General features: G+C 72.1%; 19 protein-coding genes. 12 read left to right on the top strand and 7 right to left on the bottom strand.

Annotated elements, in window-relative coordinates; genetic code table 11:
• The first annotated feature begins 75 nt into the window (after positions 1 to 75).
• The gene (locus tag IE200_RS05300; protein ID WP_191278354.1) at positions 76 to 3,921 is read left to right on the top strand and encodes a DNA-directed RNA polymerase subunit beta'; all 3,846 of its coding nucleotides are present in this window, start codon (positions 76 to 78) and stop codon (positions 3,919 to 3,921) included.
• Positions 3,922 to 4,066: 145 nt separating this feature from the next.
• Here IE200_RS05300 and IE200_RS05295 read toward each other — a convergent pair whose 3' ends face one another.
• Positions 4,067 to 4,750, bottom strand: coding sequence for a winged helix-turn-helix transcriptional regulator (locus IE200_RS05295; protein WP_191278352.1), 684 nt, complete (start codon positions 4,748 to 4,750; stop codon positions 4,067 to 4,069).
• Positions 4,751 to 4,884: 134 nt separating this feature from the next.
• Here IE200_RS05295 and IE200_RS05290 point away from each other — a divergent pair, with 134 nt between their 5' ends.
• From IE200_RS05290 to IE200_RS05280, 3 genes are all read left to right on the top strand, one after another.
• Positions 4,885 to 5,247: a peroxiredoxin gene (locus tag IE200_RS05290; protein WP_191278350.1), complete on the top strand. Its 363-nt coding sequence runs from the start codon at positions 4,885 to 4,887 to the stop codon at positions 5,245 to 5,247.
• 67 nt (positions 5,248 to 5,314) lie between these two features.
• On the top strand, positions 5,315 to 6,550 hold the full coding sequence (locus tag IE200_RS05285) for a geranylgeranyl reductase family protein (protein WP_191278349.1): 1,236 nt from the start codon (positions 5,315 to 5,317) through the stop codon (positions 6,548 to 6,550).
• On the top strand, positions 6,550 to 7,401 hold the full coding sequence (locus IE200_RS05280; RefSeq protein ID WP_191278347.1) for a lysophospholipid acyltransferase family protein: 852 nt from the start codon (positions 6,550 to 6,552) through the stop codon (positions 7,399 to 7,401). The genes IE200_RS05285 and IE200_RS05280 overlap by 1 nt, the downstream gene beginning before the upstream one ends.
• Here IE200_RS05280 and IE200_RS05275 read toward each other — a convergent pair.
• A complete protein-coding gene (locus tag IE200_RS05275; RefSeq protein WP_191278346.1) occupies positions 7,313 to 8,359 on the bottom strand; it encodes an acyltransferase family protein in 1,047 nt (348 codons plus the stop codon). The genes IE200_RS05280 and IE200_RS05275 overlap by 89 nt on opposite strands.
• Positions 8,360 to 8,390: 31 nt before the next feature.
• Here IE200_RS05275 and IE200_RS05270 point away from each other — a divergent pair, with 31 nt between their 5' ends.
• From IE200_RS05270 to IE200_RS05260, 3 genes are all read left to right on the top strand, one after another.
• Positions 8,391 to 9,311 (top strand): NUDIX domain-containing protein, encoded by a 921-nt coding sequence (locus IE200_RS05270; protein WP_191278344.1) that lies wholly within the window; start codon positions 8,391 to 8,393, stop codon positions 9,309 to 9,311.
• Positions 9,308 to 10,588: a hydroxyacid-oxoacid transhydrogenase gene (locus IE200_RS05265; RefSeq protein WP_191278342.1), complete on the top strand. Its 1,281-nt coding sequence runs from the start codon at positions 9,308 to 9,310 to the stop codon at positions 10,586 to 10,588. Before IE200_RS05270 ends, IE200_RS05265 begins: the two co-directional genes overlap by 4 nt.
• A 155-nt stretch (positions 10,589 to 10,743) precedes the next feature.
• Complete coding sequence (locus IE200_RS05260; protein ID WP_191278340.1) at positions 10,744 to 11,949, top strand: class I SAM-dependent methyltransferase; 1,206 nt, start codon at positions 10,744 to 10,746, stop codon at positions 11,947 to 11,949.
• Here the strand turns inward: IE200_RS05260 and IE200_RS05255 are convergent.
• Together IE200_RS05255 and IE200_RS05250 are read right to left on the bottom strand one after the other, a co-directional pair.
• Positions 11,939 to 12,094 (bottom strand): MFS transporter small subunit, encoded by a 156-nt coding sequence (locus IE200_RS05255; protein ID WP_191278338.1) that lies wholly within the window; start codon positions 12,092 to 12,094, stop codon positions 11,939 to 11,941. The genes IE200_RS05260 and IE200_RS05255 overlap by 11 nt on opposite strands.
• The gene (locus IE200_RS05250; protein ID WP_191278336.1) at positions 12,091 to 13,485 is read right to left on the bottom strand and encodes an OFA family MFS transporter; all 1,395 of its coding nucleotides are present in this window, start codon (positions 13,483 to 13,485) and stop codon (positions 12,091 to 12,093) included. The genes IE200_RS05255 and IE200_RS05250 overlap by 4 nt, the downstream gene beginning before the upstream one ends.
• Positions 13,486 to 13,626: 141 nt before the next feature.
• Between IE200_RS05250 and IE200_RS05245 the strand changes: the two genes are divergently transcribed.
• Positions 13,627 to 14,520: a hypothetical protein gene (locus IE200_RS05245; RefSeq protein ID WP_191278334.1), complete on the top strand. Its 894-nt coding sequence runs from the start codon at positions 13,627 to 13,629 to the stop codon at positions 14,518 to 14,520.
• Here IE200_RS05245 and IE200_RS05240 read toward each other — a convergent pair.
• Positions 14,517 to 15,236 (bottom strand): aspartate/glutamate racemase family protein, encoded by a 720-nt coding sequence (locus IE200_RS05240; RefSeq protein ID WP_191278333.1) that lies wholly within the window; start codon positions 15,234 to 15,236, stop codon positions 14,517 to 14,519. The two genes, IE200_RS05245 and IE200_RS05240, sit on opposite strands and share 4 nt — an antisense overlap.
• Before the next feature lie 20 nt (positions 15,237 to 15,256).
• Positions 15,257 to 16,009, bottom strand: a complete 753-nt coding sequence (locus IE200_RS05235; RefSeq protein WP_191278331.1) for an SDR family NAD(P)-dependent oxidoreductase — start codon at positions 16,007 to 16,009, stop codon at positions 15,257 to 15,259.
• 25 nt (positions 16,010 to 16,034) lie between these two features.
• Here IE200_RS05235 and IE200_RS05230 point away from each other — a divergent pair, with 25 nt between their 5' ends.
• The 4 genes from IE200_RS05230 to IE200_RS05215 all read left to right on the top strand — a co-directional run bounded on the left by IE200_RS05230 (position 16,035) and on the right by IE200_RS05215 (position 19,285).
• The gene (locus IE200_RS05230; RefSeq protein ID WP_229856147.1) at positions 16,035 to 16,928 is read left to right on the top strand and encodes a ribonuclease HI family protein; all 894 of its coding nucleotides are present in this window, start codon (positions 16,035 to 16,037) and stop codon (positions 16,926 to 16,928) included.
• Between the two features lie 63 nt (positions 16,929 to 16,991).
• Positions 16,992 to 17,360 (top strand): hypothetical protein, encoded by a 369-nt coding sequence (locus tag IE200_RS05225; RefSeq protein WP_191278326.1) that lies wholly within the window; start codon positions 16,992 to 16,994, stop codon positions 17,358 to 17,360.
• Positions 17,361 to 17,464: 104 nt separating this feature from the next.
• Positions 17,465 to 18,721: a D-inositol-3-phosphate glycosyltransferase gene (gene mshA, locus IE200_RS05220; RefSeq protein ID WP_229856145.1), complete on the top strand. Its 1,257-nt coding sequence runs from the start codon at positions 17,465 to 17,467 to the stop codon at positions 18,719 to 18,721.
• Between the two features lie 21 nt (positions 18,722 to 18,742).
• Entirely contained in the window at positions 18,743 to 19,285 is a 543-nt protein-coding gene (locus IE200_RS05215; protein ID WP_191278324.1) for a type III secretion system chaperone family protein, read from the top strand.
• Between the two features lie 6 nt (positions 19,286 to 19,291).
• On the opposite strand, the gene IE200_RS05210 is transcribed toward IE200_RS05215, so the two are convergent.
• Positions 19,292 to 20,227: a DMT family transporter gene (locus IE200_RS05210; protein WP_229856142.1), complete on the bottom strand. Its 936-nt coding sequence runs from the start codon at positions 20,225 to 20,227 to the stop codon at positions 19,292 to 19,294.
• Positions 20,228 to 20,294 lie beyond the last annotated feature (67 nt).

Below are 20,294 nucleotides of genomic sequence, written 5' to 3'. Positions count from 1 at the left end.
CCTCCTCGACCAGCGGGCGGGCCCCCTCGGTCCCCAGCTCAACTTCCCACGTACTAACGAAGGACTGCAGCCATCGTGCTCGACGTTAACTTCTTCGACCAGCTTCAGATCGGCCTGGCCACCGCGGACGAGATCCGCACGTGGAGCCACGGCGAGGTCAAGAAGCCGGAGACCATCAACTACCGCACGCTCAAGCCCGAGCGTGACGGCCTCTTCTGCGAGAAGATCTTCGGTCCCACCCGGGACTGGGAGTGCTACTGCGGCAAGTACAAGCGCGTGCGCTTCAAGGGCATCATCTGCGAGCGCTGTGGCGTCGAGGTCACCCGCTCCAAGGTGCGCCGCGAGCGCATGGGCCACATCGAGCTCGCCGCTCCCGTGACCCACATCTGGTACTTCAAGGGCGTCCCGTCGCGCCTGGGCTACCTGCTCGACCTGGCGCCGAAGGACCTCGAGAAGGTCATCTACTTCGCCGCCTACATGATCACCTCGGTCGACGAGGACGCCCGTCACCGCGACATGGACTCCCTCGAGAACAAGGTCGGCCTGGAGCGCGAGCGCCTCGAGAAGCGCCGCGACACCTCGGTGGAGGACCGCGCCAAGAAGCTCGAGGAGGACCTCGCCACCCTCGAGGCCGAGGGCGCCAAGGCCGACGCCAAGCGCAAGGTGCGCGACGGTGCCGACCGCGAGATGAACCAGCTCCGTGACCGCGCCAACCGTGAGATCGCGCGGCTCGAGGAGGTCTGGGACACCTTCAAGAACCTCAAGGTCCAGGACCTGCTCGGCGACGAGCTGCTCTACCGCGAGATGAAGACCTGGTTCGGCAAGTACTTCGAGGGCCACATGGGCGCCACGGCGATCCAGAAGCGCCTCCAGGACTTCGACATCGAGGCCGAGGTGGAGTCGCTGCGCGACACCATCGCCAACGGCAAGGGCCAGCGCAAGGTCCGCGCGCTCAAGCGCCTCAAGGTCGTCGACGCGTTCCGCAAGACCGGCAACCAGCCCATCGGCATGGTGCTCGACGCGGTCCCGGTGATCCCGCCGGACCTGCGCCCGATGGTCCAGCTCGACGGTGGCCGCTTCGCCACCTCCGACCTCAACGACCTCTACCGCCGCGTCATCAACCGCAACAACCGCCTCAAGCGGCTGCTCGACCTCGGTGCCCCCGAGATCATCGTCAACAACGAGAAGCGGATGCTGCAGGAGGCTGTCGACAGCCTCTTCGACAACGGCCGTCGCGGTCGTCCGGTCACCGGACCGGGCAACCGTCCGCTGAAGTCGCTGTCCGACATGCTCAAGGGCAAGCAGGGTCGCTTCCGTCAGAACCTGCTCGGCAAGCGCGTCGACTACTCAGGCCGTTCGGTCATCGTCTCGGGCCCGCAGCTCAAGCTCCACCAGTGCGGCCTGCCCAAGCAGATGGCGCTCGAGCTGTTCAAGCCGTTCGTGATGAAGCGCCTCGTCGACCTGTCGCACGCGCAGAACATCAAGTCCGCCAAGCGGATGGTCGAGCGTGCGCGCCCGGTCGTGTGGGACGTCCTGGAAGAGGTCATCACCGAGCACCCGGTGCTGCTCAACCGTGCGCCCACCCTGCACCGCCTCGGCATCCAGGCCTTCGAGCCGCAGCTGATCGAGGGCAAGGCCATCCAGATCCACCCGCTCGTGTGCGGCGCGTTCAACGCCGACTTCGACGGTGACCAGATGGCCGTCCACCTCCCGCTGTCCGCGGAGGCGCAGGCCGAGGCCCGCATCCTGATGCTGTCGACCAACAACATCCTCAAGCCGTCGGACGGCCGCCCGGTGACCATGCCCTCGCAGGACATGATCATCGGCCTGTTCTGGCTGACCACCGACCGTGAGGGCGAGCCTGGCGAGGGCCGCGTGTTCTCCAGCCCGGCCGAGGCGATCATGGCCTTCGACCGCCGCGAGATCACGCTGCAGAGCAAGGTCCGGATCCGCCTCGACGACGTCGTCCCGCCGCTCGACCTCGAGCTCGGTGCCGACTGGGAGGACCGGACCGCGATCCTGCTCGAGACCACCCTGGGCCGGGTCTACTTCAACGACACGCTCCCGGCGGACTACCCGTTCGTCAACGAGGAGGTCGGCAAGAAGCGCCTCGGCGCGATCGTCAACGACCTCGCCGAGCGCTACACCAAGGTGCAGGTCGCGGCCTCGCTCGACGCCCTCAAGGACGCCGGCTTCCACTGGGCCACGCGCTCGGGTGTGACCGTCTCGATCGACGACGTCACCACGCCCGACAGCAAGGCCGAGATCCTGGGCCGCTACGAGGCGCAGGCCGAGAAGGTCCAGAAGAACTACGAGCGCGGTGTGATGACCGACGACGAGCGTCGTCAGGAGCTCATCGAGCTGTGGACCCAGGCCGCGGCAGAGGTCGGTCGGGCCATGGAGGCCAACTTCGACCGTGCCAACCCGATCTACATGATGGTCGACTCGGGCGCCTCCGGAAACATGAACCAGATCCGGCAGGTCGCGGCCATGCGTGGTCTGGTGGCCAACCCGAAGGGCGAGATCATCCCGCGCCCGATCAAGGCGAACTTCCGCGAGGGCCTCACCGTCCTCGAGTACTTCATCGCCACCCACGGTGCCCGCAAGGGTCTCGCCGACACCGCGCTGCGCACCGCCGACTCGGGCTACCTGACCCGTCGTCTGGTGGACGTGTCGCAGGACGTCATCATCCGTGAGGACGACTGCGGCACCGAGCGTGGCCTGCCCAAGCGGATCGACGACGAGCACGTGGAGACCTCGGCGTACGCCCGGGCCTCCGCCGTCGAGATCACCCACCCGGAGACGGGTGAGGTGCTCGCCGCCGCCGGCGAGGACCTCGGCGACGTCAAGATCGGTGAGCTGGTCGCGGCCGGCATCACCGAGGTCAAGGTCCGCTCGGTCCTGACCTGCGACGCCCGCACGGGCACCTGCGCCAAGTGCTACGGCCGCTCGCTGGCCACCGGCAAGCTGGTCGACATCGGTGAGGCGGTCGGCATCATCGCCGCCCAGTCCATCGGTGAGCCCGGCACGCAGCTGACCATGCGTACCTTCCACACCGGTGGTGTGGCCTCCGCCGACGACATCACGCAGGGTCTGCCCCGTGTGGTCGAGCTCTTCGAGGCCCGCTCGCCCAAGGGTCGTACGCCGATCTCGGAGTCGGCCGGTCGCGTGAAGATCGAGGAGACCGACAAGGCCCGCGTCGTCGTGGTCACCCCCGACGACGGCTCCGAGGTCCAGGAGATCCCGGTCTCGAAGCGCTCGCGCCTCAACGTCGAGGACGGTGACCACATCGACGTGGGTCACCACATCACGTCCGGTACGCCCGACCCGCAGGACGTGCTGCGCATCCTCGGTGTCCGCAAGGCCCAGGAGCACCTCGTGGACGAGGTCCAGGAGGTCTACCGCTCGCAGGGCGTGGCGATCCACGACAAGCACATCGAGATCATCGTGCGGCAGATGCTGCGCCGCGTGACGGTCATCGAGTCCGGTGACACGAACCTGCTCCCGTCCGACCTGGTCGACCGGGTGCGGTTCGAGGAGGAGAACCGTCGCGTGGTCTCCGAGGGCGGCAAGCCGGCCTCGGGTCGCCCGGTCCTCATGGGCATCACCAAGGCCTCGCTCGCGACCGAGTCGTGGCTCTCGGCGGCCTCCTTCCAGGAGACCACCCGGGTGCTCACGGACGCCGCGATCAACGGCCGCTCCGACAGCCTGCGTGGCCTGAAGGAGAACGTGATCATCGGAAAGCTCATCCCGGCCGGCACCGGCCTCGAGCGCTACCGCAACATCCGGGTGGAGCCGACCGAGGAGGCCCGCGCCGCGGCCTACTCGGTCACCGGCTACGACTCCTACGACTACGACTTCGGTCCGTCGTCGCAGGCCGTCGCGCTCGACGACTTCGACTTTGGTTCCTACCAGAACTGATCGCGGTGCGATCAGGTCTGGTGCCAGGAACCGGATCGAGTAGCACCAACGCCCGCCCTCGCTTGCGAGGGCGGGCGTTGTGCGTACCGAGATCGATCGGTGTGCGAAGCAGCCCCGGCCCGGGGCGAGGTCGGGGCCCGTCGGCTCAGCCGGCGTCCGCGCGGGCCACGCCGCCCAGCACGGGGTGGTGACCTAGCCAGGTCGGGAAGCGCTCGGCGAGGCGCGGGGGGCCGAGGACCTCGATCAGGCCCGCCTCGCGGGCCTCGACCATGGTGCGGTCACCCATCCACACCTGGGTCAGCGCGCGCAGGTCGGCGTTGACGCGCAGGTCCACCTGCTGCCCGGGGTCCACCAGGCACAGGTCGATGGCGCCGTCGACGACGAGCCAGTAGGTGCTCTTGCGCGGCGGCCCGCCGCGGATCCAGAACTCGATGACCGTGCGGCGCTCCGCCAGTCCGTGGGGCTGCAGCATGCGGCGCATGTCCCACATGAGCAGGGAGGGATCGAGCTCGTCGGCACCGTACTCGCTGCGTGCCCAGCGCTGACCCCACACGCCCATCGCTTCGATGACGGGGTAGAGCTCCCACCCGGCCGGCGTCATCTCGTAGGTCCGGCTGCGACCCTCGCCGTGCGCGGTGACCACCCCGGCAGCGACGAGCTGGTGCAGCCGCTTGGACAGCAGGGCGGGGGAGATCAGCGGTACGCCGCGCTGCATCTCGCTGAACCGGGTGCTGCCCAGCATGAGCTCGCGCAGCACGAGTGGCATCCAGCGTTCGCAGACGAGCTCGGCGGTCCTGGCCACGGGGCAGAACTGACCGTAGGTGGGCATGTGACCACGCTAGACCGGGCAGCGCCAGGACGCTACAGATCGTGAAGTGCGCTGGACCGGTCCTCGGGTCTTCCATGAGGACACAGGGAACACCGGGACACCCCGGGTCCACGACCTCACGGAAGGAGCCCACCATGGGCAAGGCCGTCATCTCGCTCACGACCGGACTGGAGGACGCGGAGAAGGTCACCGTCGCCTTCCTAGTCGCCGTCGGCGCCGCGGAGTCCGGGCGTCCCACGCTCATGTTCCTGACCAAGGAGGCCGTGCGCCTGGCGATGGAGGGAGTGGCCACGGCCACCGCCTGCCAGGGGTGTCCGTCCCTGGAGAGCCTGATGGAGCGGTACGTCGTCGCGGGTGGGACCTACCTGGTCTGCCCGATCTGCGTGGACGCCAAGGGGCTGACCGACCACACGCTGGTCAAGGGCGCCGAGAAGGGCGGCACCGTCCCCATGTGGGACTGGATCGGCGACGAGGGAGCGACGACGTTCAGCTACTGACCTGCGACTCCGGGGACCGGCCCGCCGCCGGTTTGGGGGCGCTGGGCCCGCCTGAGAGAATCGCGGCGTGACCCGACCCTCCTCCGCCGACGTCCTGGTCGTCGGCGCCGGCCCCGCGGGCTCCGCGGCCGCGGCGTGGGCGGCGCGCGCCGGGCTCGACGTCGTCCTTGCGGACGCTGCGACGTTCCCGCGCGACAAGACCTGCGGCGACGGCCTCACACCGCGCGCGATCGGCGAGATGCAGAAGCTCGGCCTCGAGGACTGGCTGCGTGCCCACACCGTCAACGAGGGCCTGCGCGCGCACGGCTTCGGCCAGACGCTGCTGCTGCCGTGGCCGGGCGGCTCACTGCCCGACTGGGGCTCGGCGGTCGCCCGCACCGAGCTCGACGACCACCTGCGCACGGTCGCGATCAAGAGCGGCGCCCGGGCGGTCGACGGGGCGCGCGCGGTCGGCGTACGCCGCGACGGCGAGCAGGTGGCGGCAGTCGAGCTGCGCGACGCGGAGGGCACCTACGAGGTGGCCTGCCGCTGGCTCGTGGTCGCCGACGGGGTGCGTTCGCCGCTCGGCAAGCTGCTCGGGCGCGACTGGCACCGCGACACCGTGTACGCCGTGGCCGGGCGGTCCTACGTCGACTCCGAGATGTCCGACGACCCGTGGATCAGCTCGCACCTCGAGCTGCGCGACGAGCAGGGCGAGCTCGTCCCCGGCTACGGCTGGATCTTCCCGCTCGGCGACGGCACGGTCAACCTCGGCGCCGGCACCCTCGCGACCAGCAGGCGTCCCGCCGAGGTGGCCATCAAGCCGCTCATGCAGACCTACGCCGACACGATCGGCCGGGACTTCGGCCTCTCGGGCGAGTTGCGCATGCCGACCTCGGCGCTCCTGCCGATGGGCGGCGCGGTGAGCAACGTCGCCGGCCCCAACTGGGCGCTGATCGGCGACGCCGCCGCCTGCGTGAACCCGCTCAACGGCGAGGGCATCGACTACGGGCTCGAGACGGGCCGCCTGGTGGCCGAGCACATCGCCGGTGGCGCCGGGCTCGGGGAGGCGTGGCGGACCACCCTCGTCGAGCACTACGGCGAGGCCTTCTCGATCGCCCGTCGTCTCGCCGGCATCGCCACCCAGCCCCGGGTCGTGGCCACGCTCGGTCCCGCCGGCATGAGGTCCGACTGGCTGATGACGCTGGCCCTGCGCTGGATGGGCAACCTCGTCGACGACGCGGACCGTGACCGGGCCGCGCGTGTCTGGCGCTGGGCCGGCCGCCGCTCGGTGGCCCGGGACGCGCGCCCGCCCTTCTCCTGATGCCGCGCGAGCGGACCTACCGGGCGGCCGTCCGGATCGGTCGCGCCGGCCTGCGTGCCCTCCGCCTGCGCCTCGAGCAGACCGGGGTCCAGCACATACCACCGACGGGGCCGGTGATCCTGGCCGCCACGCACGTGTCCTACCCCGACTTCCTCTTCGTCCAGGGCGCCGCGGGTCCGACGGGCCGGCTGCTGCGGTTCATGACGCGCCACGACGTCTGGCACGTCCCCGTCGTCGCGCGGGCGATGACGCGGATGCGGCACGTCCCCGTCGACCGGGAGGCGCCCGCGGGGGCGTACGTCATGGCGCGGCGGCTGCTGCGCGGGGGCGAGGCGGTGTGTGCCTTCCCCGAGGCCGGGATCAGCTGGTCCTACACCGTCCGGTCGCTGATGCCCGGCGTGGCCGCACTGGCGCGCGAGACCGGCGCACCCGTGGTGCCGGTGGCTCTGTGGGGTGCCCAGCGGGTCTGGTCCGTCGGGCTGCCCGACGAGCGCGGCAGGGGGCCGCGACCCGACCTGACCCGCGGCAGGCGGGTCGACGTGTCGTTCGGCGAGCCGCTGACGATCGGCCCGCACGAGGACCTCGTCGCCTTCACGCGCAGGCTGGGGGAGGTGCTGACCGTCCAGCTCGAGGCGTTGCAGCGGCTCCCGCACCACGTGCCGGCACCGGGCGAGCACGCCCCGTGGTACCCCGCGCACCTCGGCGGGCACGCTCCCACCCGGGTCGAGGCGGAGCCCTACGACGTGGTGCCCAGGTCGGCGGTCAGGCCGACGTGGGGGCCGAGGTCGCCGAGTCGTCCCGACGCCGTCGCGCGTCGCGACGTGCCTCCAGCCAGCCGAGCGGGTTGGTGAACGGCTCCAGCACCCGGCGTACGGGCGGGGAGGCGAGGAGCAGCGCCAGGCCCACTGCCCCGACCACCGTGACGACCAGCCCGGTCATCGGGTAGGACGCGGTGACGTCCGGCCACCCGAGCGCCTTGGCCGTCTTGATGACGAAGCCGTGGAACAGGTAGACCACCATCGTCGCCGTGCCCATCGTGGTGAACCAGCCGAGGCTGCGTCGCGGCACCAGCGACATCGCCGCGAAGGCGCCGACCAGGCCGACCATCATCACCGTCAGCCGGGTCTGGAAGACGAACTCGCTGTCGATCGGGATCTCGGAGTAGCCCGTGTCGTACCAGATCAGGGCCGACTCGGTCCACGCGTCGGTGTAGAGCGCCATCACCCCGATGCCGACGAGCATCGGCACCGCCGCGACCTTCACCCACACGTCGTCGAGGCGCGCGAGGTGTCGGGGCTTGAGGTGCAGGCCGAGCACGAAGAACGGCAGCAGACCGAGGAACCGCGGGAACATCAGGGCCTCGGTGTCCCAGATCCCGCCGACCAGGCTGACGATGACCGACACCGGCAGGAAGATCCAGTGCCGCTTGAGGATCGGCGTCACCAGGCGCCACATCAGCAGCACGATGAGGTACCACATGGTCCAGTGCGGCTCGAACCACAGTGGCCCCGTCACCCCCTCGCCGACCACCTCGCGGCGGTAGTAGAACAGCGCCGGCTCGAAGAGGAGGTAGGGGATGGCGAGCGTGTAGACGAGGCTCTTGAGCCTCCGCCGGTCCCACTCGAAGGACTTCGAGAGGTAGCCGCTGATGAAGACGAAGGCGGGGATGTGCCACAGGTAGATGAAGTCGTAGACCCAGTGGCTGCCGGCTGTCTCCTCGACCAGCCCGATGGCGTGCCCGACCACGACGAGGGTGACCAGGACCATCTTGACGTTGTCGAGCCACGGGTCGCGGGACGTGGGGGGCACGGCGCTCACCGTACTTCACTAGGTTGGGGGCATGGGATCCCTGCCGAGGCGACAGCGAGTGGCGGCGTACGCCGTCATCCTGCGCGAGCGCGACGGCCGCGTGGAGATCCTGCTGAGCAGGCTCGCGCCGCGGATCTCGCGGGCCGAGCTGTGGACGCTGCCCGGCGGCGGCGTCGACCACGGCGAGGACCCGCGTGACGCGCTGATCCGCGAGGTCGTCGAGGAGACGGGTCTCGACGCCACGGTCGGCGACCGGGCGCGCGTCTACAGCGCGCACATGCCGCGCTCCCCGCGCGACGGCCAGCTCGTCGACGCCCACGCCATCCGTCTCGTCTACGAGGGCTGGGTCTCGCCGGACTCGCCGACGCCGCGTGTCCTGGAGGTGGACGGCTCGACCAGTGAAGCCGCCTGGCGCGCCCTCGACGACGTCGCGTCCGGCGTCGTGCCGGTGACCGCCGTCGTCACCGAGGCCCTGGTCGACCACCAGCCGTTCCGCCTGCAGCGCGTCGCGGCGTACGCCCTCGTCACCCGCCTTCACGACGGGCACGAGCAGCTGCTGCTCACCCGCTTGTCCGCCCGTGCCGCGCATCCCGGCCGATGGACCCTCCCGGGCGGGGGAGTCGACCACGGCGAGCACCCGTCGGTGGCGCTGGCCCGCGAGGTCGAGGAGGAGTGCGGGCTGCCCTGCAGTGTCGACGGACTGGTGGGAGTGCACGACACCCACTTCTCGGGCACGGCCCCGTCGGGACGCATCGAGGACTACCACGGCGTCCACCTGGTCTTCCGCGCCACCGTGGCGGAGGGGGACCCACGCGTGGTCGAGCACGACGGCACGACCGACGACGTCGCGTGGGTGCCGGTGCGCGACGTCGACGACGGCGCGATCGACGTCCTGGACATCGTCCGATGGGTCCGGGAGCAGCCGGTCGACACCGAACGGGAGCACGCATGAGCGAGACCGTCTTCACCTACGCCGCGCCCGGCCTCAAGTTCGGTCGGGGCGCCAGCCACGAGATCGGCTGGGACGTCCAGCAGCTGTGCGGCGGCACTGCGACCGGGGCTGCGACCGGGGGCACGCGCCGCGTGCTGCTGGTGACCGACCCCGGTGTCGCCGCCACGGGTCACCCCGACCGGATCGCGCAGCAGGTGCGGGCGCACGGCCTCGAGGTCGTCGTGCACACGAGCGCGCGGGTCGAGCCCACCGACGCCTCCCTCGAGGCGGCCGTCGCCCTCGCCCGCGACGCCGGCCCCTTCGACGCCGTGGTCGCGGTCGGCGGCGGGTCGTCGATCGACACGGCCAAGGCCGTGGACCTGATGCTGACCAACCCCGGCACGCTCCTCGACTACGTCAACGCGCCGGTCGGCGGCGGCCGGGCGCCCGAGCACCCGCTCCTCCCGCTCGTCGCGGTGCCGACCACGAGCGGCACCGGGGCGGAGTCGACGACGATCTGCGTGCTCGACGTGCTCGCGCTCAAGGTCAAGACCGGCATCTCGCACGCCCGGCTGCGCCCCACCCTCGCCGTGGTCGACCCCGACCTCGCGATGACGCAGCCGGCGATGGTGACGGCGTCGGCCGGGATGGACATCCTGTGCCACGCGCTGGAGAGCTGGACGGCGCGGTGGTACGCCGACTTCGACGCCAAGCAGCCCCAGCAGCGGGTGCCCTACTGCGGGGCCAACCCGATCGCCGACATGTGGGCCGAGAAGTCGATGACCCTGCTGGCGGGTGCCTTCCGCCGGGCGGTCCGCGACGGCGGGGACGTCGAGGCGCGCGAGCAGATGGCTCTCGCGGCAACCTTCGCGGGGCTCGGGTTCGGCAATGCCGGGGTCCACGTCCCGCACGCCTGCGCCTATCCCATCGCCGGCCGGGTGCGCGACTACCGTCCCGAGGGCTACCCCGCCGACGAGCCGATCGTGCCGCACGGGATGGCCGTCGTGATGACCGCGCCCGCAGCCTTCGCCCTCACCCACGACGCGTCGCCCGAGCGGCACCGGCGCGCGGCCGAGCTGCTCGGCGGGACGGGCGGGTCGCTGCCCGAGGTGCTGCGCGGCCTGATGCGCGACGTCGGGCTGCCGAGCGGGCTCGCCGAGCTCGGCTACGGCGACGCCGACGTCGACGACCTGGTCGCCGGTGCGATGCAGCAGCAGCGCCTGCTCGCCACGGCGCCCGTCGACGTCACGCCCGACGACCTGGCGCTGGTGTTCCGGGAGTCCCTCGAGCACTGGTGACGACCCCGCGCGGGGGCGTCGGGGAATGAGCGGCTGCCGCGCCGGTCACTAGGATGAGGGCATGAACCCCCGTCACCGCCGGCTCGTGATCCCGGTCGCGCTGGGGGCCCTCATCCTCATCGTCGTCCTCGCCGCCGTCCTGTGAGCGCGGTCCCGTGAGCCGGGCCGACGAGCTCGCCACCGTCCGGGCCGCGGTCCTCGACGCCGACCACCTCGTGCGGGCGCTGGCCACCGGCCGGCGCAAGGGCCAGCCGGTGCCGCACGTGGGCGGCCGCGACGTGCGCCGCGTCGAGGTCCGCGCCGTCGACCTCAAGGGCGGTCGGCACCTGCAGGTGACGTCGTACGACGCGACGCAGGCGCACACGGCCAACCACCGGCTGGGCGAGGTCGCCGAGGCCGCCGTGGACGCGCTGCTCGCCGAGCCGTTCGCCAACTGGCACGTGGACACCACCACCGCGACCCTGCAGCTGCGGGTCACCAAGAAGGGCGTGCCGCTGCTGCACACCTCGGCGCGTGTCGAGGAGGTCGAGCCGGTGCGCGGCCACGACCGCCCCAAGGACCGGCTGCTCGCCGAGGACGACCCGGTGCTGGTCGCGCTCGGGATCAGCGACGCGCAGGGTCGCGTCAAGCCCACCCGCCAGGCGAAGTACCGGCAGGTGGAGGAGTTCGTACGCCTGCTCGACGCCGCGCTCGACGACGCTGTCGCGCAGGGGCGGGTGCGCACGCCCACCGCCGAGGAGCCGCTGCGGGTCGTGGACCTGGGGTGCGGCAACGCCTACCTCACGTTCGCCGCGCACGCCCACCTCAGCCGTCGCTGGCCCGTGCGGATGACCGGCGTCGACGTCAAGCAGCAGTCGGCCGACCACAACGCCCGGGTCGCTGAGCGGCTCGGGATCGAGGCCGAGTTCGTCGTCGGCTCGATCGCCGACGCGCGGCTCGCCCTCGCGCCCGACGTCGTGCTCGCCCTCCACGCCTGCGACACCGCGACCGACGACGCGCTCCACCGGGCGCTGGAGTGGCAGGCGCCGCTCGTGCTGGCCGCCCCCTGCTGCCACCACGACATCGCCGCACAGCTGCGCACCGCCGAGGCGCCGGAGCCCTACGCCATGCTCACCCGCCACGGCATCCTGCGCGAGCGGTTCGCCGACACCCTCACCGACGCGCTGCGCGCCTCGCTGCTGCGCCGCGAGGGCTACCGCGTGGACGTCGTGGAGTTCGTCGAGAGCGCCCACACGCCCCGCAACACCCTGCTGCGTGCGGTGCGGACCGGCGCCGACGGCACGGCCGCGTCCCGCGAGTACGACGAGCTGCTCGCCGCGTGGGGCGTACGACCCCGGCTGGGCGAGCTGCTCAACCGGTGAACAGCGCCGAGGCCCGCACCAGGGTCTGCCATAGCCCGTAGGCCAGCGGCACGCCGACCAGAAGCCACGCCAGCGCGACGAGGACCGGTGGCGTCGTCGACCCGGACGTGATCGGGGCGGGTCGGGTGGAGTCGGTGGTGCTCATCGGGTGGCCTCCTGCCGTGCGGAGATGCGGTCCTCGTTGGCGCTGTGCGCGTCGTGGTCGAAGTGCTCGTCGGGAACCGGACGGATCAGCAGGTTGGCGACGAAGCCGACCGCGAGCACGCCGACCATCGTCAGCAGCGCCGGCCGGTAGTCGGCGGCCACCAGGTTGCCGGGCTCGCCGACGCGGTCGAGGATCCCGTTGACGATGAGCGGACCGGCGACGCCGGCGGCGGCCCACGCGGTGAGCAGGCGGCCGTGGATCGCGCCGACCTCCAGGGTCCCGAAGAGGTCCTTGAGGTAGGCCGGGACAGTCGCGAACCCGCCGCCGTAGTAGGAGATGATCACCGCGGCGAGCGCGACGAAGACGACGGTGCTGGAGCTGCCGAACAGGGCGAGGAGCAGGTAGAGCACGAGCCCGACCCCGAGGTACATGACGTAGGTCGTCCTGCGACCGATGCGGTCCGACAGGCTCGACCAGACGAACCGGCCGATCATGTTGGCGAGGGAGAGCACGCCGACGAACCCGCCCGCGGCCGCGGCGGAGACCGAGCTGTCGCCCCCCTCGCGGAAGAAGTCCTGGATCATCGGCGCGGCCTGCTCGAGGATGCCGATGCCGGCGGTGACGTTGCAGAAGAGCACCACCCAGAGGAGCCAGAACTGCGGGGTCCGGATGGCCTGCGAGGCCCGGACCAGCGCTCCGTTGGTGCCGGGGGAGTGCTCGGCCGTGCTGTCGTCGCCGTGGCCGGGCGGGACGCGGACCAGGGCCGCGCCGACCAGCATGAAGGCGGTGTAGACCAGGCCGAGGGTGAGGAAGGTCTGGGCCAGGGCGGAGGCCGACGCGACCGCGCCGGAGTCGGTCGGCACGAAGTCGGGGTCGTAGAGCCCCATCAGCCGGTTGGACAGCGGGGAGGCGATGAGCGCGCCACCGCCGAAGCCCATGATGGCCATGCCCGTGGCGAGCCCGGGGCGATCGGGAAACCACTTGATGAGCGTCGACACCGGCGAGATGTAGCCGATGCCCAGGCCGATGCCGCCGATCACGCCGTAGCCGAGGTAGAGCAGCCACAGCTGCCCGGACGCGATGCCGGCCGAGCCGACCACGAACCCGACGCCCCAGCACAGGGCGGCCGTGAGCATCGCCTTGCGCGGTCCGGAGCGCTCGACCCACGTGCCGAGCACCGCCGCCGACAGGCCGAGCATCACGATGGAGATCGAGAAGACCCACCCGATCGCCGTCAGGCTCGTGTCGAAGCTGGCGACCAGCGAGTTCTTGAAGACCGAGAACGCGTACACCTGGCCGATGGAGAGGTGGACCGCCAGCGCGGCGGGCGGGATCAGCCATCGGCTGTAGCCCGGACCGGCGACGATGGCCTGCTTGTCGAGAGGCGACATGCGTTTCCCTTCCCGAGACGTCACCGTCACGCTACGGACCGGGTGGTTGAGGTGTCACCTACCCCTGGGGAGGGCGTACGGCGAACGGTCGGCTGCGCGGGACGAGCGGCGCCGCCACCCGTGCGCGACTACCGTGGCGAGGTGCGAGCAGGGCGGGTGACGGGCGGCCGGTGGGTCGGAGCGGTCGTGGCGCTGCCCTTCCTGCTGGGCGCGGCCGCGGGGACCCCCGACACCACGGGCACACCCGTCCTCCGCTTCGGCGACCCCGAGATCGTCGAGTCCAGCGGTCTCGCCTTCACCCCCACCACGCGCGGGGGGCTCGTGCACACGGTCAACGACTCCGGCGACCGGGGTCGCGTGTTCACCGTGGACACCGCCACCGGCAGCACCGTCGGCGTGACGTCGTGGGACGCCGAGCCGGTCGACGTCGAGGCGCTCGCCCCGGCCGGTGGCGGGCACGTCTGGGTGGCCGACGTCGGCGACAACCGGCGCGTGCGCGACTCCGTGGAGGTGCTGCGCGTCCCGGTCGGACCGGGGGACCGGACGGTCACCCCGGCGGCGTACGAGCTCCGCTACCCGGACGGCGCACGCGACGCCGAGGCACTGCTAGCCGACCCGCTGACCGGACGGCTGCACGTGGTCACCAAGGGCGTGTTCGCCGGGACCGTGTACGCCGCGCCGCGCCGGCTGCGGACCGATCGGCCCAACCGACTGGTCGAGGTCGCCGAGGCGCCCGGCCTCGTCACCGACGCGACGTTCCTGCCGGGCGGCGGGGGCGTCGTCCTGCGGACCTACTCCTCGGCCCACCTCACGGCGTACCCGTCGTGGCGACCCGTGACGACGTGGGAGCTGCCCACCCAGGACCAGGGCGAGGGGATCGCGTACGCGCTGGGGCAGGTGCTGGTCAGCACCGAGGGCGCGCGGTCGGAGGTGCTCGCCGCCGACCTGCCGACCGAGGCCGGTCCGACCGACCTGGCCGGTCCGGCCTGGACGGCGCTGCGCGCGCTCGCCGTCGCGCGCGGCGTGCCGCTCTAGCTCTCGGCCCGGTCCCTGGGCGTGTCCTCGGCCAGCGCGGCATCGAGCGCGGCCTGCACGTGGAGCGTGGTGCACGGGAAGACCGGCAGCTCCACGTCGGCCTGCTTGACCAGCAGCTCGAGCTCGGTGCAGCCGAGCAGCACGCCACCGGCCCCGGCGTCCCACAGCTCCTCGATGATCGCGACGACCCGGCTGCGCGTGCGCGGCAGCACCACGCCGTGCACGAGCTCCTCGTAGATCGCGTCGTTGAGGAAGTCGTGGTGCGAGGCGTCGGGCACCAGCACCGTGAGCCCGTGGCTCCGGAGCCGGTCGACGAAGAACGACTCCGACATGGCGACCTTGGTGCCGATCAGCCCGACGGTCTCCACGCCGGAGGCCTTGACGGCCTCGGCGACGACGTCGGCGAGGTGCAGCACGGGGATGTCGACGGCCTCCTCGACCTGGGCGGCCACCTTGTGGAAGGTCGTCGTGCACAGCAGCAGGAAGTCGGCGCCGGCGCGCTCGACGCCGCGCGCCGCCTCGGCGAGCAGCTGGCCGACCTGGTCCCACCGCTCGTCGTCCTCGAGGTGCGTCACCTCGGCGAAGTCGACCGTGGTCAACGCGAGCTTCGGCGAGGACAACCCGCCCAGCCTCTCCCGCATCCCGAGGTTGAGGTCGCGGTAGTAGACCGCGCTGCTCTCCCAGCTCATGCCGCCGACGAGTCCGATGGTCTTCACGCGCGGCAGTCTGCCACGCCTCAGGTGCGGTGCACCTTGTGTGCCGCAGCCTGGGCACGCGGCTTGATGACGAGCTCGTCGATGTCGACGTGGGAGGGCCGCGTGGCGACCCACGCGATCGCGTCGGCGACGTCCTCGGCGAGCAGCGGCTGGTCCACCCCGGCGTACACCGCCTCGGCCCGCTCCCGGTCGCCGCCGAAGCGCACCAGGGCGAACTCGTCGGTGCGCACCATGCCCGGGGCGACCTCGCTGATCCGGATCGGCTCGCCGTTGAGCTCCAGGCGCAGCGTCTCGGTGACGACCTTCACCGCGTGCTTGGCCGCGGTGTAGCCCGCGCCGCCCTCGTACGCCCACCGCCCCGCAGTCGACCCGACGTTGACGACCAGGCCGTCGCCACTGGCGCGCAGCGCCGGCAGCAGCGCCTTGGTCACCCGGACCAGGCCGAGCACGTTGACGTCGTACATCCAGCGCCAGCCCTCGAGGTCCGCGGCCTCCACCTTGTCGAGCCCCGCAGCGCCACCGGCGTTGTTGACGAGCACGTGACACTCCTCGACCGCGGCGGCGAGGGTCGCGACCGACGCGTCGTCGGTGACGTCGCAGGTGACCGCGACCCCGCCGATCTCCGCCGCGAGCCCCTCGATGCGGTCGGTGCGCCGCGCGGCGCACACGACCCGGAAACCCTCGGCGGCCAGGGCGCGCGCGGTGGCCGCCCCGATGCCGCTGGAGGCTCCGGTGACGACCGCGGTGCGGGGCCGGGTGCTGTCATCGCTCATGGGGCCATCCTGCCAAGATGTCCGGGTGATCATCGCGGCGGCTGACGGTTCGGCACTCGGCAACCCCGGCCCCGCCGGCTGGGCGTGGTACGTCGACGACGACTGCTGGGCCTCGGGCGGCTGGCCCCACGGGACCAACAACATGGGTGAGCTGATGGCCGTGCTCGACCTCCTCCAGCAGACCGCCCACCTCGACGACGACCTGCACGTCCTGTGCGACAGCAAGTACGTCATCGACTCGGTCACCAAGTGGATGCCGGGCTGGAAGCGCAAGGGATGGAAGAAGAGCGACGGCAAGCCCGTCCTCAACGTCGAGCTGATGAAGGCGATCGACGCGGCCATGGAGGGCCGGCGCCACCGCGTCCGCTTCGAGTGGGTCAAGGGCCACGCCGGCCACGACCTCAACGAGGCGGCAGACCGGCGCGCCAACGCCGCGGCCACGGCCTACCAGCGTGGCGTCGAGCCCGAGCACGGCCCGGGCTTCACAGGCAGCTCGACCGCCCACCCGGCGGCTGAGGTCGGCCAGGTCGAGGAGGAGCCCGACCTCTTCTCGGGGCTCGCGGCGGACGACCTCGACGCGGTGCCCACCGACGAGGAGCACGTCGTGGCGATGGAGCGTGCGCTGCTGAGCGACGAGGTGCGCTCCGACCGCGCCGCCGTCGCCGCGCTGCTGCACCCGGACTGGCAGGAGGTGGGCCGCTCGGGCCGGCTCTGGACGCGCGAGGAGACCCTCGCCGTGATCGGCCCCATCGACCCGGTGGGTTTCGAGGTGGTCTCGACCGACCGGCTGGGGCCCGACACGATCCTGCTGCTGTGGCGCACGTCCACCGACGACCGCACCACCCTCCGCAGCACCCTGTGGGTGCGCTCCGGAGGACACTGGCAGGCGCGGTTCCACCAGGGCACCGACGAGGCCTGACCCGCTCGAGCACGGCTCCCACCGGTCGCGATCCCGCCCGTACGGGTGTGGGACACTCGCGGGGTGTCCACTGCCAGGCCGGCCGCCGTCCTCGCCCTCCTCGGAGGCGCGCTGTGGATCGTCCATGCGCTGCTCGGAGGAGGGGACGCGTTCGCCGGCACGCTGCGCCTCATCGGTCTCGCGTGCCTGCTCGTGGCATCCGCGGTCTTCGGCGCCACCCTCGTCAAGAGCGACGCCGTGGCGATGCGCGTGGTGGTCGCCCTCGCCTCCGGATTGCTGACGCTGTCGCTGATCGAGGCCTTCCGGCCCGCCGACAGCCGGTGGTACGACGCGTTCTGGGGCGTGCTCGCCGCGCTGATCGGCGGCGTCGCCCTGCTGCGCGGCCGGGGCGACACGCCCCGCCGGCCCTCCACCGGCGCGCACGCGCGCTGACTCGCGGGAGGTCCCGGGAATCTCCGGGGCCCGCGCGGGGTTGTGCCCGAGGTGCCGTGTGGCACCAGCCGGGACGCCGGCTCGTACACCGAGGAGGAGGCAGCGTGGGTCAGCGGGTCGCGATGATCAGCCTGCACACCTCACCCCTCGACCAGCCCGGCACGGGCGACGCGGGTGGGATGAACGTCTACGTCATCGAGCTGTCCCGGCGCCTCGCCGCCCAGGGGATCGCCGTCGACGTCTTCACCCGGGCGACGTCCTCGGCGCTGCCACAGGTCGTCGAGGCCGCGGACGGCGTGCTGGTGCGGCACGTCGCCGCCGGTCCGTTCGAGGGCCTCACCAAGGGCGAGCTGCCCGGCCAGCTGTGCACCTTCGCGCGCGAGGTGCTCCGTGCCGAGGCGATGCAGCCGCTCGGCCACTACGACGCGGTCCACTCCCACTACTGGCTCTCCGGGCAGGTCGGTGCCCTGGCCCGCGACCGGTGGAACGTGCCGCTCGTGCACTCGATGCACACCATGGCGAAGGTCAAGAACGAGGCGCTGGCCGACGGCGACACCCCCGAGCCCCTGTCGCGGGTCATCGGCGAGGAGCAGGTCGTCGAGGCCGCTGACCTGCTCGTGGCCAACACCGACACCGAGGCCCGCCAGCTCGTCGACCTCTACGGTGCGAGCCCGCACGCGGTCGAGGTCATCCACCCCGGCGTCGACCTCGACGTCTTCGCCCCGCGTGGGCGGGTTCGTGCGCGCCGCGAGCTCGGGCTGCCCGAGGACGCCGTCGTCCTGCTCTTCGCCGGCCGGATCCAGCCGCTGAAGGCCCCCGACGTGCTGCTGCGCGCCGTCGCAGTCCTCCTGAAGCAGGACCCGTCACTGCGCCACCGCCTCGTGGTCCCCGTCGTGGGTGGGCCCTCCGGCTCCGGCCTCGAGCACCCGACGGCACTCGCCGACCTCGCCGCGGACCTCGGCATCGCCGACGTCGTCCGCTTCGTCCCGCCGGTCGGCCAGGCCGAGCTGGCGGTGTGGACCTCGGCCTCGACCGCGGTCGCGGTGCCGTCCTACAACGAGTCCTTCGGCCTGGTCGCCGTCGAGGCACAGGCCACCGGCACGCCGGTGGTGGCCGCGGCCGTCGGTGGCCTCACCACGGTCGTCCGCGACGGCGTGAGCGGGCTGCTGGTCGACACCCACGAGCCCCGCGACTGGGCCGCGGCGCTACGACGCCTGGTCGACGACCCCGACCTCGTCGAGCGGCTCGGGCAGGGCGCGGTCGCACACGCCCAGGACTTCTCCTGGGAGCGGACCGCCGAGCGCACCCTCGAGGCGTACGAGCGGGCCGCCGGCCGGATGGGCGCCGAGCTCGCCTCATGACCGGTGCCGCATGATGGGCGCGTGAGCCCCCACCGCACGTCCGACCACGTCGAGACCGTCCGCACCTACCTCGCCGACAACGGCATCGAGCACGAGGAGACGACCCGCGAGGGCGTCGAGGGCGCCAGCTTCTCGCTGACGCTGCCGGGGGAGAAGAAGCTCCAGACGCCCGTACGCCTCGACGTCGGCGCGCACGCGCTCGCCGTCCACGCGTTCGTGTGCCGCAACCCCGACGAGAACCACGCGCGCGTCCACCGCTGGCTGCTCGAGCGCAACCTGCGGATGTACGCCGTGTCGTTCGCCGTCGACCGCCACGGTGACATCTACCTCGAGGCCCGGCTGCCGCTCGCCTGCGCCGAGCCCGACGAGCTCGACCGGATCCTAGGCTCCGTGCTGGCCAACGCCGACGAGTCGTTCAACGCGATCCTCGAGCTGGGCTTCGCCTCCTCCATCCGCAAGGAGTGGGAGTGGCGGATCTCCCGCGGTGAGTCCACCCGCAACCTCGAAGCCTTCCGGGGCTGGCTCGAGGCCGGGAATGACCCCGAGCCTGCCGCGGAGCGCTGAGGTCCCTCAGCCCCTGACCGGGCGCGCGGCCCGCGGGCGACGCCGGGTCATCAGCACGCCCACGATTGCCAGCGCGCCGCCGACGAACGTCAGCGACGGCGGCACCTCGTCGATGGTCAGCCACGCCACCAGCGTCGCGATCAGGGGGACGAGGAACGTGGTGAGAGACAGCGCCCCGGCGTCGGTGTGGGTCAGGGCGTAGGCCCAGGTGGTGAAGGCGACCGCGGTCGGGAAGATCCCGAGGTAGACGATCCACCACAGCTCGGCGCCGCCGCCCGCGACGATGCCCGGCAGGTCGCCCGAGAACGGCAGGCACGTCACCGCTCCCATCACGAACGACACCAGCACGACCTGGACCGACGGGATGCGGCGCAGCAGCACCTTCTGGGTCAGGACCCCCACGGCGTACATCGCCGCCGCGACGACGACGAGCAGGACGCCGAGCAGGCTCGCGTCGGCCGACGTGGACGACCCGCGCGCGATCACCGCGACGCCGGCGAAGCCGACCACCATGCCGCCGAGCAGCCACGCGTGCATTCGCTCGCCGAACAGCGGCACCGCGAGCAGCGCCACGATGACGGGGCCGATCTGGATGATCATCGCCGCGGTGCCGGCGTCGACGTGCCGCTCGCCGGCGTTGAGGGCGAGGTTGTAGATGCCGAACCAGCCGATGCCGCCGACCGTCAGCAGCGTCCACTCGCGGCGCGTGGGTCGTACCCAGCCGCGACGCAGGACCAGCGGCAGCACCACCAGGGCCGCGACCAGCAGCCGGCCGGAGCCGAGGGCCCCCGGGCTGACGTCGTGGGCGACGTGGCGGATCACGACGAACGCCGAGGCCCACATCACCAGCGTCACCGCGCCGGCGGCGACCGGCAGCCAGGGCGCCGGCGTGGTGCCCCCGGCGGTGGCGGCGTCCGGCGTGGTCTCGTGGGCAGTGGTCACGAGTCAACACTAGGTACGGTCATGACGGAGCGCCAGCGCATTTCGGACGGCGTACGCCGAGATCCCG

This window comes from Nocardioides flavus (ex Wang et al. 2016) (genome assembly GCF_014653115.1).
In the GTDB taxonomy this organism is placed as follows: Bacteria; Actinomycetota; Actinomycetes; order Propionibacteriales; family Nocardioidaceae; genus Nocardioides; species Nocardioides flavus.
Note: the sequence above shows the minus strand (reverse complement) of the source record. Positions and strands in the feature narration are given on the sequence as shown.